Here is a 15,150-nt window from a genome sequence, read left to right as displayed (position 1 = left end):
TCCAGCAGCTTGATCGCAGTACACGCAAGTCGGCCACCGCACCTTTCATCCTCCACAGGTGAAGAATTCATGCCCTGCAGCCGTTAGCGTGCTGGACAGCGTTCCTGCGCAAGATCCCGGAGTACCTGATGAACAAGTTCAACGATTGGCCGATCCGCCGCAAACTGATGTTTGCCTTTTGCCTGAGTGCCGTGCTGACCGCCTTGCTGGGCGGGCTCGGTTTTTCGCGCATGCGGCAGATGCAGCAGCAGACCACCCTGATCCACCAGGACGTGGTGCCGGTGCTGAGCCGTCTGTCCGAACTGCGTGGCTTTGCCGGCGAATTCCGCGTCTATGAAGTGGGCCAGTTCGTCAATCTCGACGATCCGGAACGCTATGCGATGTTCTTCAAGCGCATGGACGAGATCCAGGCCAAATACGTCGAGACGCAAAAGCTCCTGGACGCCAAGATCGGCGCCACCTCGCCGCTGAAGGCCGAATACGCAAAGCTGACCGATGCCAGCACGCGCTACTTCGCCGCCAACCAGCAGCTGCGCAAGCTCTATGCAGCACCCGACCGCGCGGCGGCGATGGACTTCTCGCGCAAGCAGTCCGGCGAGATACGCAAGGAACTGTTCGCCTCGGTCGACAAGCTCTATGCACAGCAGTCCAAGGCACTGAGCGACATGGTCGCGGCCAGCGCCGCGTCGTTCCAGCTGACCAGCGCGGTGCTGCTGCTCGGCACGCTGCTGATGGCAGCGCTGTCGGTGACTTTCGGCTGGCTGATCGCGCGCAGCATCACCAATCCGCTGTCCAAGGCGCTGGGCGCCATCAAGGCGGTCTCGCGTGGCGATCTGGGCGTACAGGTCAGCAAGACCGGCAACGACGAAATCGGCCAGATGCTCGAAGCCACCGGCGGCATGACGCAGATGTTGCGCCGCTTCAGCGACGAGACCGCGCGCATGTCGCACCTGCATGCGGCCGAAGACATGACCCACCGCATGCCGGAGGATTTCCCCGGCGTGTACGGCACGCTGGCCTGCGGCATCAACACGATGATCTTCGAGCATCTGGATGCCATCACCGACTCGGTCCGCATCCTCAACCAGTACGCACAGGGCGACCTGACCCAGGACGCACGCCGTCTGCCGGCCAGCCGCGCCATCCTGCATGAAGCGATGGATGCGGCCAAGGCCAGCCTGTTGTCGATCAACACCGAGATCAAGCAGCTGGCGCAGGCCGCAGCGGCCGGCGATTTCAGCGCACGCGGCGACGCGGCGCGCTTCAAGTACGACTTCGCGGTGATGGTGGCCGATCTGAACTCGATGATGGACGTCAGCGACCGCAATCTGGGCAAGCTGTCGCAGCTGCTCGGCGCGGTGGCCGAAGGCGATCTGACCGCACGCATGGACGGCGAATTCCACGGCGTGTTCGCGCGCCTGCGTGACGATGCCAATGCCACCACCCAGCGCCTGACCGACATCGTCGGGCGCATCAAGCACTCAACGTTGGCGATCAACACCGCCGCTGGCGAAATCGCCGCCGGCAACAACGACCTGTCGCAGCGTACCGAGCAGCAGGCCGCCAACCTGGAAGAAACCGCCGCCTCGATGGAAGAGCTCACCTCCACCGTCAAGCAGAATGCCGAGCACGCACGTCAGGCCAATCAGCTGGCGATCGGCGCAGCCGATGTGGCCTCGCACGGCGGCAGCGTGGTCGACCAGGTGGTCACCACCATGTCCGTTATCCAGACCTCGTCCAAGAAGATCGCCGAGATCATCAGCGTCATCGACGGCATCGCCTTCCAGACCAATATCCTGGCCTTGAACGCGGCGGTGGAAGCCGCGCGTGCCGGCGAACAGGGCCGCGGCTTCGCCGTGGTCGCCTCGGAAGTGCGCACCCTGGCGCAGCGTTCGGCCGGCGCCGCGAAGGAAATCAAGAGCCTGATCGACGATTCGGTCAACAAGGTCGCCGAAGGCTCGGCGCTGGTGAACCAGGCCGGCAGCACCATGAGCGAGATCGTCTCTTCGGTGCAGCGCGTCACCGACATCATGAGCGAGATCTCCGCCGCCTCGCAGGAACAGTCGGCCGGCATCGAGCAGGTCAACCAGACCGTCACCCAGATGGACGAGGCCACCCAGCAAAACGCTGCGCTGGTGGAAGAAGCCAGCGCCGCCGCGCGTTCGATGGAGGAACAGGCGCAGCAGCTCACCGATGCGGTGGCCTTGTTCCGCCTGTCGGCCGAGCTGGAAGCGGTGAAGCGCGCAATACCGGTGGTGCGCCAGATCGCTGCCAAGCGGCCTGTCGCCGCTGGCGCCAAGGTTCCCACTTCGCCTGCCGCCAGGACGGGCGCACGCGCTGCAGTGGCGGCGGCGCCATCCAACGAGTCGGACTGGGCTGAGTTCTAAGAGCCGCTAAAAAAACGACGGCGCGTCAGCCTACCCGTCGCGGCACAGTACCCGTCCACCTGGCCGCGCTCAACCCGCGTCCAGGCATCGGCGCGGCCTTTCAACCGCATGAGGACGAGGTGAATCCAGTCGCCTGCCGTCACCTTGCGCACGCCGCTGTATCGGCGCTTTCCGATAGCTCGTACACATCAGCGTCACCTTGGTGACGCCGCGATATACAGAAGCCGGATTGGCGAGTCAAGCAATGACGATTCTGACCGTTATAGACCACAAGCCCGCGTGGCTGTCGTGCAATCGATAGTCCATAGACGAAGCATCACAGGCACCGATGGATCGGCCTGACGGTTGCCCGCCTTGGCTAGCTCCACGTATCGACCAGCGCGCGGACGAGCCGACGCGCATCGCCCATTTTTGCCAGCTGCCTTGAGACCCAACATGATCGCCCTTCTTCAACGCTACAACGTCGGCAAGCGACTAACCTTCGCCTTCGGCACACTCATCCTGCTGTCGTGCGCACTGGTGGTTGCCGGCGTATACACCCTTGCGCAGGCGCGGACGTCTCTCAATACCATCGTCAACCGCAATATCACGATGATCCAACATGCCCAGGAAATGACCAACGCCAGCTCGGTCATCGCGGTGCAGTTGCGCAACATCGTGTTACCGACGTCGCAAGAAGATAATCTGCGTTTTGCCAACATCATCGGCCAGCAGCGCCTGCACTATGACCAGGAACGCGAAAAGCTTTACGCTTTTCCCGCAACGGCTGAAGGCACAGCGATTCGCAACCGGATCGACCAGGCCCGTGAGAAGTCAAGAAGCGCGAACCAGCAGGTCATCGATCTCGGGCTGGCCGGGAAGAGCGACACAGCGCTGGAGGTGTTGATGCAGAGTTCGGGTCCCGCCACCCAGCGCTGGCAGGATGCCATCGCCGATTACGCCAAATTGCAGCGACACCGCAGTCTGGAAGCGTACGCTGCGGCCAACACCTCGATGGACCACGGGCGCAGCATGCTGATCGGCGGCGGCCTGGCGGTCGTGTTGATCAGCGGTTTGCTGGCGCTTTTGATCACCCGCAGCCTGGTGCGCCCGCTGGCCCAGGCTACCCGCGCCGCCGAGGCGATCGCCGACGGCAATCTCGACAACGATGTAAGGACGCAGGCCAACGACGAGACCGGCCGCCTGTTGCATGCAATGGACCGCATGCAGAGCCAGGTGCGCAACCTGATCAGTGCGCAATTGGACATGGCCAAGCGCCATGACGATGGCCAGATCAGCTTCCGCATGGATGCCGGTGCATTCCCGGGCGACTTCGGTCGCATGGCCAAGGACACCAACGAGCTGGTCGCCGCGCACATCAGGCTAGAGACGCAGACCATCCATCTGGTGGAACGCTATGCGATCGGCGACCTCACCGAGGACATGCCGCAACTGCCGGGCGAGAAAGCCGCCATCACCACTGCGATGAACCAGGTCAAGTTGAACCTGTCGACGATGAACACGGAGATCAAGCAATTGGCGCAGGCCGCTGCCAACGGCGACTTCACCGCGCGCGGCAATGCCGAGCAGTTCCAGTTCGATTTCCGCATCATGGTGGAAAGCCTCAATCACCTGATGGCCACTGCCGACGGCAATCTGCAGTCGCTGTCCGGCCTGCTGCAGTCGATCGCCGCAGGCGATCTCACCGCGCGCATGAGTGGCCAGTACCAGGGTGTGTTTGCACAGATGCGCGACGACGCCAACGCCACCGCCGAACAGCTGGCCGGCATCGTGGGCCGCATCCAGACCGCTGCCGACGCGATCGGCCTGGCATCGGGCGAGATCGCCTCCGGCAACCAGGATCTGTCGCAGCGCACCGAGCAACAGGCCGCCAATCTGGAGGAAACCGCCGCTTCGATGGAAGAACTCACCTCCACCGTCAAGCAGAATGCCGAACACGCCAGCCAGGCCAACCAGCTCGCCATCGGCGCGGCGGCGGTGGCCTCGCAAGGTGGCGATGTGGTGGCCAAGGTGGTCACCACCATGTCCGACATCCAGAGCTCGTCGAAGAAGATCGCCGAGATCATCAGCGTTATCGACGGTATCGCCTTCCAGACCAATATCCTGGCCTTGAATGCCGCAGTGGAAGCGGCGCGTGCCGGTGAGCAAGGCCGCGGTTTCGCAGTGGTCGCCTCCGAGGTGCGCACCCTGGCGCAACGCTCTGCCGGTGCCGCCAAGGAGATCAAGCACCTGATCGACGACTCGGTCGACAAGGTCACCCAGGGCGCAACCCTGGTCGATCAGGCCGGCACCACCATGGCCGAAATCGTGGCCAGCGTGCAGCGCGTGACGAACATCATGAGCGAGATCTCCTCGGCATCGCAGGAGCAGTACTCGGGCATCGAGCAGGTCAACCAGACCGTCACCCAGATGGACGAAACCACTCAGCAGAACGCCGCGCTGGTGGAAGAAGCGACCGCCGCCGCACGTGCGATGGAAGAGCAGGCCCAGCAGCTCACCGAAGCGGTCGCCGTGTTCAAGGTTGCCGAACACGCACCGGTGGCGCGCCAGTTGTCGGCCATCGCCAGGGCGCCTGCCAACGCACGCTCGGCACCGCGTCCGGCGGCACGTGCCGGCGCCGTGTCGGCTCCGCGTCGCGCCGTTACCGGCACATCGGCGACGGTGGTCGATCAGAGCGACTGGCAGGAGTTCTGAGCAGCGCCTTCATGCAGTGGAGAAACACAATGCGGGTGTAGTTGGATCCGTTGTGCGCGGGTCTTGCGGGTCGCTTCCTTGCGAGGGGAAGCGACCCTTTTTTTTGCCACCCCAAATCGCTACCACGCGCCTGCTGGCTTTGACCATCCAAGAGCGGCTACCGAAACGTAGCGGGCGGTTGTCAGGTGAGTGCGTGCGCCGCGCTCAGAACCGGAGTGCAAGAGTGGTACATGCCGATTCCGAGCACCGGCCGCGCCCGCCCGGACAACAGGGGTTGCGCTCGGTGCAACGCGTCACCGACATCATGCGCGAGATCACCAGCGCCTCACGCGAGCGGGCCGCTGGCATCGCCCAGGTCACCCAGACCATCACCCAGATGGACGAAACCACACAGTAGAACGCCTAAAGCAAGCAAGACGTCACGCAGCAGTTTTTTGTCAGCCGCCCTTAAAGATTTCGCTTTGCCGCCGATATCAAGACGACGCCGGGACAACCGTTCAAGCGTCTTCCCGCATCTACTGTGCTTGTGCCCATGTCCCAAGGCGATACCTCAGAGCTGGATCACGACGCCGATCACCCTGCCGAAGATGACGAGCGCTATCTGTTGCGCAACAAACGGCAGATCCGCGGCCTGCTGCGCCAGTTGCTCGACCAGCGCGCCATCGTGACCATGCATGTGGCCGGGCGCGACATGGCCGTGCCCACCGCCGTGCTCGAGGTGGACGAAGACGACGACTGCGTGATGCTGGACGGCAGCCATAACGAGTCCTCCAACCGCGCCATCCAGGAGGCCAGGTACCTGCTGTGCTACGCGCAACTGGAAAGGGTCAACATCCGCTTCCGCCTGGAAACGCCCGACCGGCTGGAGCGCGACATCCATGTCGCCTTCCGCGCCGCACTGCCCGAGGCGATGTATCACATGCAGCGTCGCGAGTCGTACCGGTTGGAAACGCCGATCACCGACTCGCCCATCTGCATCGTTCGCCAGGACGAGGTACAGGGCGGCACTTTCAATCTGCAGCTGCGCGTGATCGATATCAGCAGCGGCGGCCTGGCGGTCTCGCTCGCCGATGGCATGCCATTGCTCGAACCGCAGCGCACCTACCGTCACTGCACGCTGCAGCTGCCCGACACGGCGCCGATCACCCTGCCACTGACGGTGTGCAGCCAATACAAGCAGACCCTGCCCAACGGCAGCGAAGGTTTCCGCGTCGGCATGCAGTTCAGCGACCTGCCTCGCGGCGCCGACGAGACCATCCAGCGCTACATCTTCCGGGTCGACCGCCAGCGCAATGCGCGCAAGAGTGGCATGTTCTGAACCCATCCGCACCAGTCATGGCGCACAGCTAAAGTTGCCCTGCACTGCGCCGATGTTGCTAGGGCAATCCTCATCCGCATGCTGTTCTTATAGCTGCAATCCGACACTCAGCCGCAACGCCCGGAGTTTCCATGAACGACAAAAGCACGACCACCGGCACCGGTGGTGAATTCCTCAGCTTCGCCTTGGGCGAAGAACATTACGGCGTGGACATCCTGAAGGTGCAGGAAATCCGCGGTTACGATTCGGTCACCCGCCTGCCCGACGCACCGGACTACATCAAGGGTGTGATCAACCTGCGCGGCACCATCGTGCCGGTGATCGACCTGCGCCTGAAGCTGCGCCTGAAAGAAGCGCGCTACGACGCCTTCACCGTGATGATCGTGCTCAACGTCGAAGACCGCGTGGTCGGCATCGTGGTGGACAGCGTCTCGGACGTGATTCCGCTCAACGACGATCAGATCCGCCCCACCCCCGAATTCGGCGCCTCGGTCGACACCCGCTTCATCTCGGGCATCGGCACCCAGGACGATCGCATGCTGATCCTGCTGGATATCGAGACCCTGCTGGACAGCGCCGAACTCGGGCAGCAGCAGCTGGCCGAAGAAGCAGCCTGATTCAGACCATCTGGTGTCGGGAGCGTCCCGACACGAGACGCACAACGAAGTTGAAGTGAGATACAAATCACATTTTTCGGATTCAAGTTGAACGGCGGCTAGCCGATAGCTGAATAGAAGCCCGCGTACACAAACGGGTCACCGTTCGACTTTTGATTCTGGAGAATCCCAATGAAGTTCCTGCTCTCGCTCCTCCCCGTCGCTGCTCTCGTGATCGTAGCTCCCACGCTGTCGGCTCAGTCGCAGGAAATGATTCCGCCGGAAATGGCGACCCGTTTCGTCGGCAAGGACGGCATGGTGTGCGGCAAGGTCGAAAAAGCCAAGTACGCCCAGAGCTCGGAAGGTGAACCCACCTTCCTGTACATGGGCGGCATGTTCCCGCGTCACACCTTCTCGGCCCGCATCGACGGCGCCAATCGCGGCAAGTTCAGCTTTGCCCCGGAAACCCTGGAAGGCAAGGACGTTTGTGTGCTCGGCAAGATCCAGCGCGACAGCTCGCGTGCCGAAATCGAAGTCAGCTCGCCGGCCAGCCTGAAGCTTGCCACCATCAAGTAATCGCCGCGCAGATCGCCACGCCTCGCGCGTGGCGCTCTGCCGTTTGCGGTTATGCGCACTGACTTCTACCGGGGAATCGTGTCAATGCAATGGATCAACAATCTCAAATTGATGCCCAAGCTGATGCTGGCGTTCGGCATCGTGCTGCTGATCATGCTGGTGCAGGGGATCATCGCCTATGCGGGTCTGGCCTCGCTCAGCAACGTCACCAGCGGTTTGGCCGGCAATACCATGTCCAGCGTGCGCGAAGCGGGCGATCTGCGCGGCATGCTCGGCGAGTTCCGCATTGCGTCCTATCAGAGCCTGGTGCGCGCCAGCGACTCGGTCAAACTGGATGCAAAGGCCGACATCGGCAAGCTGCACAAGCAGATCGAAGACGTGATCGGCAACTATCCGCGATTGATCGAAAGTCAGCAACAGAAGAAGCTGTTCAATAACTTCGTGGTGGACTGGAAGAAGGCTTCCGCTTCCTACGCAAGCGTCGACGAGATGCTCGAACTGAACCTGCCTGACGATGCCATCGACACCTTCGTTGGTGAGACGCGGACGCTGCACAACAAGGCCAAGGATTCGCTGGCTGCATTGATCGCCGAAGACAATCGGCTGGCACAGGCGGCCAAGCACAAGGCCGAAACCGTCCACGCGACATCTGTCTCGCTGACCGTCCTGGTGGTGTTGATCGGCGTCGCTGGCGGCCTGGGCCTTGCGTTCCTGTTCGCGCGCTCCATCGTCAAGAGCATGCGCCGCGCGGTATCCACCGCCACCGAAATCGCCAGCGGCAAGCTGGATGGCCAGATCAATGTGCAGGGCCAGGACGAAGTGGGCGAACTGATGCGTTCCATGTACCGTATGCAGCACGACCTGAAGGAGCGTATCGAACGCGATCAGAAGATCGCCGACGAAAATCTGCGTATCCGTACCGCGCTGGACAAATCCTCCACCGGCACCTTCATCACCGACACCGATCGGGTCATGATCTACGCCAACGAGGCGTTTCAGAAGCTGGTCACGCAATACGAAGGCAACATCCGTCTGTCCTCGCCCGATTTTGAAGCCAGCAAGATCATCGGTCAGCACATCAGCTATCTCGGCCTGTCCGAATCGACCGTGCGCAAAGGCATCGCAGCGTTGGAACGCGACGGTATCACCAGCTTCGAAGAGCGCTACGGCGAGTTCGTGATGATGCAGACCATCACCGTCATCAAGAACGAGCAGGACGAAAGTACCGGCGAGGTTTGCGAATGGCGCGACCGCACCATCGAAGTCCAGGTCGAAGAAGAAGTCGCCCGCATCGTGCATGCCGCTGCCAGCGGCGACATGAGCGGCCGGGTGGAAACCGACGGCAAGCAGGGCTTCTTCCTGCAACTGGCCCAGCAGCTCAACGGCCTGCTGGATGCCAACGCCGGTAGCCTGGAACAGATCTCCGCATTGCTGTCGGCCCTGTCTCGTGGCGACCTGACCGTGCGCATGCATGGCCAATTCAGTGGCGTGTTCGCGCAGATGCGTGACGATGCCAATAGCACCGCCGAGCAGCTGGCCGACATCGTCGGACGCATCAAGGTCTCGTCCACGGCGATCAACTCGGCCGCCGGCGAGATCGCCTCCGGCAACAGCGACCTGTCGCATCGTACCGAGCAGCAGGCTGCCAATCTGGAAGAAACCGCCGCCTCGATGGAGGAGCTCACCTCCACCGTCAGGCAGAACGCCGAAAGCGCCCGTCAGGCCAACCAGCTCGCCATCGGCGCCACCGGCGTGGCCTCGCAGGGCGGCGACGTGGTCACGCAGGTGGTCACCACCATGTCCGGCATCGAGGCCTCGTCCAAGAAGATCGCCGACATCATCTCGGTGATCGACGGCATCGCCTTCCAGACCAACATCCTGGCCTTGAACGCGGCGGTGGAAGCCGCACGTGCCGGCGAGCAGGGCCGCGGGTTTGCCGTGGTCGCCTCGGAAGTGCGTACGCTGGCACAGCGTTCGGCCGGTGCCGCCAAGGAGATCAAGGGCTTGATCGACGACTCCGTGCACAAGGTGGCCGAGGGTTCGGCACTGGTGCGCAAGGCCGGTGCGACCATGGCCGAGATCGTGGCCAGCGTGCAGCGCGTCACCGACATCATGGGCGAGATTTCTGCTGCCTCGCAGGAACAGTCGGCCGGCATCGAGCAGGTCAACCAGACCATCACCCAGATGGACGAAACCACCCAGCAGAACGCCGCCCTGGTGGAAGAAGCCACTGCGGCCGCACGCTCGATGGAAGAGCAGGCCGGCCACCTGGCCGAAGCGGTGTCGGTGTTCAAGCTGGACGAGCCGGCCGCCCCGGGCGCGCGCGCGCGCCCGTCCGCCTCGCGTCCGCCTGCACTGAAGTCCGCAGCCAAGCCGGCTGCGCGTGCAGCGGCCACATCGTCGCGGCCGACCAAGCCGCAGGCCGCGCTGGCCGACGGTAACTGGCAAGAGTTCTGATCCAACGTTGTCCCCGCAAAGCCCCGGCACTGCCGGGGCTTTGTGTCTCTGCAGTCGGCGCAGCGCACGCCGTCCCGCCGTCGGGTCCGATCGCGCCGCCTACGCGGCGCCGGGTACCGCCATCGGACCCGACTGTCTGCAATGCACGATTGGTGCTTCAGTTGCATGACCACGTGGCCGATATCCAGTCATAGCTCACGACGCGTATGAATATGACGACCACTTCGACTCCCGCTTCAGACACACGCGAATTTGATTTTGGCGACCGCGATTTCAAGCGCGTCTGCGACCTGATCTATCAGCGTGTCGGCATCGCCCTGGCTCCGGCCAAGCGCGACATGGTGTATGGCCGGCTGTCGCGTCGTCTTCGCGTGCTCGGTCTGCGCTCCTTCCGCGACTATCTGGACCAGCTGGAAGCAGGCACCGACGAAGAGGAATGGCAGGCGTTCACCAACGCGCTGACCACCAACCTCACCTCGTTCTTCCGCGAGCCGCACCACTTCGACAAACTGCGCGAAGAACTGCAAAAGCGCGCCTCGCAGGCGCCGTTGAAGATCTGGTCGTGCGCAGCCTCCACCGGTGAGGAGCCCTACTCCATCGCCATCACCGCCTGCGAAGCCTTCGGCACGTTGACCCCGCCGGTCAGCATCGTCGCCACCGACGTCGATACCCAGGTGCTGGAAACCGCCTCGCGCGGCGTCTATGCCGTCGACCGCGTCGCCTCGCTGGACGCATCGATCAAGCGCAAGTATTTCCAGCGCGGCAGCGGCCCCAACGAAGGCAAGTGCCGGGTCATTCCGGCGTTGCGCCAACTCATCGAATACCGTCAGTTGAATCTGCTGGCACCGCGTTACGACGTCGGCGGCCCGTACGCGGCGCTGTTCTGCCGCAACGTGATGATCTATTTCGACAAACCGACCCAGCGCGGCATCCTGTCGCGGCTGGTCAGCCACATGGGCGACGACGGTCTGCTCTATACCGGGCACTCGGAGAACTACCTGCACGCGGCCGATCTGATCCAGCCGTGCGGGCGCACGCTGTATCGGCGTAGCCCGCGCGCGGGAGCGTCTGCATGAGTACCGCCGTGCAGGTCGACGATGTCATGCGCTACCGCGACTCGCGGTTCCAGACCATCACCGCCAAGCTACTGCCCACCCAATACCTGGTGGTGGACGACGACACCGCATTGACAACCACCCTGGGATCGTGCGTTGCTGCCTGCCTGCGCGATCCGGTCCTGAAGATCGGCGGCATGAATCACTTCCTGCTGCCTGAAGGCAAGGTCGGCGATGGCGCACCCGCGCGTTACGGCAGTTATGCGATGGAGTTGCTGATCAACGACATGCTCAAGCGCGGCGCGCATCGCAAACGCATCGAAGCCAAGGTCTTCGGTGGAGCCAACGTGCTCAAGGGCTTCACCAGCAACCCGGTCGGCACCCGCAACGCCGAGTTCGTGCGCCAGTACCTGCAGGACGAACACATTCCCATCCTTGCCGAAGATCTGTGCGGCATCCATCCGCGTAAGGTGTGGTTCTTCCCGACGACCGGGCGCGTGGTCGTGCAGCGTTTGCCACATGCACACGAAGCCGAAGTCGCCGCAGCCGAATCGGCCGTGCGCGCCCGTCTGTCCAAAGCACCGGTGACCGGTGGAGTGGAGTTGTTCGAATGACGCTGGAAACTCCTGTGCGTGTATTGATCGTCGACGACTCGGCGGTCGTACGCCAGATACTGACCGAAATCCTCTCGCGCGATGCCGGCATCGAGGTGATCGGCTCGGCCGCCGACCCGATCCTGGCGCGCGAAAAGATCAAACGCCTCAATCCGGACGTGATCACGCTGGATGTGGAAATGCCGCGCATGGACGGCCTGGTGTTTCTGGAAAACCTCATGCGCCTGCGCCCCACCCCGGTGGTGATGATTTCATCGCTGACCGAACGTGGCGCCGACACCACCTTGCAGGCCCTATCGCTGGGCGCGGTAGATTTCGTCTCCAAGCCCAAGATCGACGTCGCACGCGGGCTGGAAGGCTATGCCGAAGAAATCGTCAGCAAGGTCAAGATGGCGTCCAAGGCCAAGGTCAGCGCGCTCAATCGTCCCAGCGCGCCCAAGGTCACCCTGGACATGCAGTCCGCGCCGGTGCCCGGCAGCGCGCTGCGCTTCCGCACCACCGACCGCTTGATCGCCATCGGCGCCTCTGCCGGCGGCACCGAAGCCCTGCGCGTGGTGCTCGAACACATGCCCGCCGATGCGCCGGCGGTGGTGATGACCCAGCATCTGCCGGCCAGCTTCAGCACCGCCTTCGCCGAGCGCCTCAATCGCCATTCGGCGATGTCGGTCCGCGAAGCCAGCGATGGCGAGGCGATCCTGCCTGGCCACGCCTATCTGCCGCCGGGCGGCCAGCACTTGCGCATCATCCGCGACGGCGCGCGCTGGCGCTGCCGCATCGATGACGGCCCGCCGGTCAATCGCCACAAGCCGGCGGTGGACGTGCTGTTCCGCTCCGTCGCCGCCAACGCCGGCCCGAATGCGGTCGGTGCCATACTCACCGGCATGGGCGACGACGGCGCGCGCGGTCTGCTGGAAATGCTGCAGGCGGGTGCGCCCACGCTGGTGCAGGACGAAGCCAGCAGCGTGGTCTGGGGCATGCCGGGAGCCGCCTACAAACTCGGTGCCGCGCAGGAAGTGGTGCCGCTGGACCGCGTTGCCGAGCGCCTGATCGCGCTGGCGGTGCAGAGACGCTGATCCGGCATGAACGCCCGTCCCCCGCATCCGACCGACCAGGCGGCGGTTCCCGGCGTCGCGGAAACCACGTCGCCGACGACGGCGGATGCGCCGGCAGATCACGCGACACCCCCCAGGACGATCAAGGCCGGCCCAGTCACCGCTGGTATGACCAGGCCTGACGAACATCCCAACGCCACGCGCTCGCGGCTACTGGCCGAAGCGCTGGACGGCAGCAGCACTGCGATCCTGATCTGCGATCTGCAATCGCGTCTGCTCTACGCCAACGATGGTTTCCAGCGCATGTTCGGCTACACCGAAGCCGAACTGGTCGGCAAGCGCCCCTCGGACGTGCTCACCCGCGCGCAAAGCGACCAGGACGAAGTGGCGCGCATCCGCGACCGCGCCGACGCGCTGCAGCAGACTCAGGCCGACCTGCTGGTGTATCGCAAGGACGGCACGCCGCTGTGGATCTCGCTCAACTTCAATCCGATCTACGACGCCAGGCATCTCCCATCGCATTACGTGGCGGTGCTGACCGACATCACCGACACCAAGATGCATGAGGTGCTGCAGCACCGCGTGCTCGAGGCCTTGGTGCAGGAGCGGCCGCTGATCGAGGTCATGACGCTGATCTGCACCGAGGTCGAGCGGATCGCACCGGACGTGCTGGCCACGGTCATGAGCGCGGACAATCAAGGCTGCCTGCATTCGCTGGCTGCACCCAGCCTACCGCCGGAGTATGCCGATGCGGTCAACGGTCTGAAGATCGCGCCGGGCGCAGGCGCCTGCGGCACCGCCGCCTGGCGCGGCCGCGCGGTGATGGTGGAAGACATCGCCACCGACCCGCTGTTCGCGCAATTCCGCGACCTGTTGCTGCCGATGGGCTTGCGTGCTTGCTGGAGCACGCCGATCCGCTCCAACAGCGCACGCGTGCTCGGCACCTTCGCGCTGTACTACCGCAAGGCGCAGCGTGCCGATGCCTGGCACGTACGCCTCACCGATCTGTGCCAGCAGTTGTGCACGCTGGCACTGGAGCGCGAACAAATCCGCCAACGCGTGCATCAACTCGCGTTCTACGATGCGCTGACCGGCCTGCCCAACCGCATCATGTTCAGCGCACGCGCCGAGCAAGCCTTGACGCAGGCCGAATATGCCGGCGAACCGGCCACGTTGATGTTCATCAACATCGACCGCTTCAAGTTGATCAACGACAGCCAGGGCCATGCAGCCGGCGATGGCCTGCTGCGCGACATCGCCTTGCGCATCGGCGAACAACTGGCCGCCACCTCCATGCTGGCGCGCCTGACCGGCGACGAATTCGCGCTCGCGCTGCCGCAATGCAGCGCCGAGCAGGCCAGTGCCGCCGCAGAACGTGTGCTGGGCACCATTGCCAGGCCGCTGCCGGTCGGGCACATGACGGTGCATCCGTCGGCCAGCATCGGCGTGGCGATGTTTCCCGAGGACGGGCGCGACATCAACATCCTGCTGCGGCATGCCGATCTGGCCATGAATCGCGCCAAGCAGGAAGGCGGCGGACGGTTCCGCTTCTTCAGTTCCGACATGAACCGCATGGCGCAGGAACGCGTTGCGCTGGAAGCGGAGCTGCGTCAGGCCATCGGCCGCGATCAACTGCAACTGCATTATCAACCGCAATTGCACAGCGCCGCGCCGCATGCGCTGTACGGCGTGGAAGCGCTATTGCGCTGGAATCATCCGCAACTGGGCGCCATTTCGCCAACGCGTTTCCTGCCCGTTGCCGAAGAGCAAGGCATGATGCCGCAGCTCAACGACTGGGTGCTGCGCAGCGCCTGCCGGCAGATCGCAGATTGGCGCAAACGCGGTGTGCCGGTGTCGCGCGTGTCGGTGAACCTGTCGGCAAGCAGCTTCGAAAGCCCGCGCATGCTTAGCGACCTGCTGCGCCTGATCGCCGACATGGGTGCGCAGCCCTCCGACCTCACGCTGGAAATGACCGAGAGCGTGATGCTCTCCGGGCAACCCGGCGTGCTGGAAAACCTGCACGCCATCCGCGAAGCCGGCATCTCGTTGTCGCTGGACGACTTCGGCACCGGCTATTCCAGCCTGAGCCATCTGCATCGTCTGCCGATCGACGAACTCAAGCTGGACATGAGCTTCGTGCGCGATATCGAACACAGCGAAGACGCTCGCGCCCTCACCACCTCGGTGCTGCGCATCGGCGAGCATCTGCGCAAGCACGTGGTTGCCGAAGGCGTGGAAAACGAAGCACAGCGCCTGTTCCTCGCCGACCTCGGCTGCGAAGTGCTACAGGGCTATCTGTTCTCGCGGCCTTTGCCGGCGGCAGCACTGGAAGCCTGGTTGGGCGCGCAGCCTTAGGGATGGTCTGATCAACGCTACCCAATGACGAGACATGTGACATCGG

Annotated in this window: 11 protein-coding genes and 1 other RNA gene; 11 read left to right on the top strand and 1 reads right to left on the bottom strand. The window is 63.7% G+C overall.

Annotated features, from left to right (window positions below; all coding sequences use genetic code 11):
• Positions 1 to 128 precede the first annotated feature (128 nt).
• The gene (locus XaplCFBP3123_RS06380; protein ID WP_104533329.1) at positions 129 to 2,387 is read left to right on the top strand and encodes a methyl-accepting chemotaxis protein; all 2,259 of its coding nucleotides are present in this window, start codon (positions 129 to 131) and stop codon (positions 2,385 to 2,387) included.
• Between the two features lie 435 nt (positions 2,388 to 2,822).
• Positions 2,823 to 5,081 (top strand): methyl-accepting chemotaxis protein, encoded by a 2,259-nt coding sequence (locus XaplCFBP3123_RS06375; RefSeq protein WP_104533328.1) that lies wholly within the window; start codon positions 2,823 to 2,825, stop codon positions 5,079 to 5,081.
• A 155-nt stretch (positions 5,082 to 5,236) separates the two neighbouring features.
• On the opposite strand, the gene XaplCFBP3123_RS06370 is transcribed toward XaplCFBP3123_RS06375, so the two are convergent.
• Positions 5,237 to 5,313: non-coding RNA, sX9 sRNA (locus XaplCFBP3123_RS06370), on the bottom strand.
• On the opposite strand from XaplCFBP3123_RS06370, the gene XaplCFBP3123_RS21480 reads away from it, so the two are divergent.
• The 9 genes from XaplCFBP3123_RS21480 (at position 5,305) to XaplCFBP3123_RS06330 (ending at position 15,104) form a co-directional block, all read left to right on the top strand.
• Positions 5,305 to 5,478 (top strand): hypothetical protein, encoded by a 174-nt coding sequence (locus tag XaplCFBP3123_RS21480; protein WP_172453128.1) that lies wholly within the window; start codon positions 5,305 to 5,307, stop codon positions 5,476 to 5,478. The two genes, XaplCFBP3123_RS06370 and XaplCFBP3123_RS21480, sit on opposite strands and share 9 nt — an antisense overlap.
• A gap of 135 nt (positions 5,479 to 5,613) precedes the next feature.
• Positions 5,614 to 6,399 (top strand): flagellar brake protein, encoded by a 786-nt coding sequence (locus XaplCFBP3123_RS06365; RefSeq protein ID WP_172453130.1) that lies wholly within the window; start codon positions 5,614 to 5,616, stop codon positions 6,397 to 6,399.
• A gap of 131 nt (positions 6,400 to 6,530) precedes the next feature.
• Positions 6,531 to 7,016: a chemotaxis protein CheW gene (locus XaplCFBP3123_RS06360; RefSeq protein WP_104533326.1), complete on the top strand. Its 486-nt coding sequence runs from the start codon at positions 6,531 to 6,533 to the stop codon at positions 7,014 to 7,016.
• A 171-nt stretch (positions 7,017 to 7,187) separates the two neighbouring features.
• Positions 7,188 to 7,571: a hypothetical protein gene (locus tag XaplCFBP3123_RS06355; protein ID WP_003486337.1), complete on the top strand. Its 384-nt coding sequence runs from the start codon at positions 7,188 to 7,190 to the stop codon at positions 7,569 to 7,571.
• A gap of 84 nt (positions 7,572 to 7,655) precedes the next feature.
• Positions 7,656 to 10,028, top strand: a complete 2,373-nt coding sequence (locus tag XaplCFBP3123_RS06350) for a methyl-accepting chemotaxis protein (protein WP_172453129.1) — start codon at positions 7,656 to 7,658, stop codon at positions 10,026 to 10,028.
• A 206-nt stretch (positions 10,029 to 10,234) separates the two neighbouring features.
• Positions 10,235 to 11,104: a CheR family methyltransferase gene (locus XaplCFBP3123_RS06345; RefSeq protein ID WP_104533324.1), complete on the top strand. Its 870-nt coding sequence runs from the start codon at positions 10,235 to 10,237 to the stop codon at positions 11,102 to 11,104.
• Complete coding sequence (gene cheD / locus XaplCFBP3123_RS06340; RefSeq protein WP_104533323.1) at positions 11,101 to 11,697, top strand: chemoreceptor glutamine deamidase CheD; 597 nt, start codon at positions 11,101 to 11,103, stop codon at positions 11,695 to 11,697. The genes XaplCFBP3123_RS06345 and cheD overlap by 4 nt, the downstream gene beginning before the upstream one ends.
• The gene (locus XaplCFBP3123_RS06335) at positions 11,694 to 12,770 is read left to right on the top strand and encodes a protein-glutamate methylesterase/protein-glutamine glutaminase (protein ID WP_104533322.1); all 1,077 of its coding nucleotides are present in this window, start codon (positions 11,694 to 11,696) and stop codon (positions 12,768 to 12,770) included. Before cheD ends, XaplCFBP3123_RS06335 begins: the two co-directional genes overlap by 4 nt.
• 6 nt (positions 12,771 to 12,776) lie before the next feature.
• Positions 12,777 to 15,104 (top strand): EAL domain-containing protein, encoded by a 2,328-nt coding sequence (locus XaplCFBP3123_RS06330; RefSeq protein ID WP_104533321.1) that lies wholly within the window; start codon positions 12,777 to 12,779, stop codon positions 15,102 to 15,104.
• The last annotated feature ends 46 nt before the right edge of the window (positions 15,105 to 15,150 follow it).

The sequence above is a fragment of the Xanthomonas arboricola pv. populi genome, assembly GCF_002939945.1.
Taxonomy (GTDB): Bacteria; Pseudomonadota; Gammaproteobacteria; order Xanthomonadales; family Xanthomonadaceae; genus Xanthomonas; species Xanthomonas arboricola_A.
This window is presented reverse-complemented; position numbering and strand designations above follow the sequence as displayed.

Bases quoted from the DNA above. Each gene is read 5' to 3' on its own strand.
- XaplCFBP3123_RS06335 (WP_104533322.1), top strand. From the start codon at position 11,694: ATGACGCTGGAAACTCCTGTGCGTGTATTGATCGTCGACGACTCGGCG.
- XaplCFBP3123_RS06355 (WP_003486337.1), top strand. From the start codon at position 7,188: ATGAAGTTCCTGCTCTCGCTCCTCCCCGTCGCTGCTCTCGTGATCGTA.
- XaplCFBP3123_RS06330 (WP_104533321.1), top strand. From the start codon at position 12,777: ATGAACGCCCGTCCCCCGCATCCGACCGACCAGGCGGCGGTTCCCGGC.
- XaplCFBP3123_RS06375 (WP_104533328.1), top strand. From the start codon at position 2,823: ATGATCGCCCTTCTTCAACGCTACAACGTCGGCAAGCGACTAACCTTC.
- XaplCFBP3123_RS06365 (WP_172453130.1), top strand. From the start codon at position 5,614: ATGTCCCAAGGCGATACCTCAGAGCTGGATCACGACGCCGATCACCCT.
- XaplCFBP3123_RS06350 (WP_172453129.1), top strand. From the start codon at position 7,656: ATGCAATGGATCAACAATCTCAAATTGATGCCCAAGCTGATGCTGGCG.
- XaplCFBP3123_RS06345 (WP_104533324.1), top strand. From the start codon at position 10,235: ATGAATATGACGACCACTTCGACTCCCGCTTCAGACACACGCGAATTT.
- XaplCFBP3123_RS06360 (WP_104533326.1), top strand. From the start codon at position 6,531: ATGAACGACAAAAGCACGACCACCGGCACCGGTGGTGAATTCCTCAGC.
- cheD (WP_104533323.1), top strand. From the start codon at position 11,101: ATGAGTACCGCCGTGCAGGTCGACGATGTCATGCGCTACCGCGACTCG.
- XaplCFBP3123_RS06380 (WP_104533329.1), top strand. From the start codon at position 129: ATGAACAAGTTCAACGATTGGCCGATCCGCCGCAAACTGATGTTTGCC.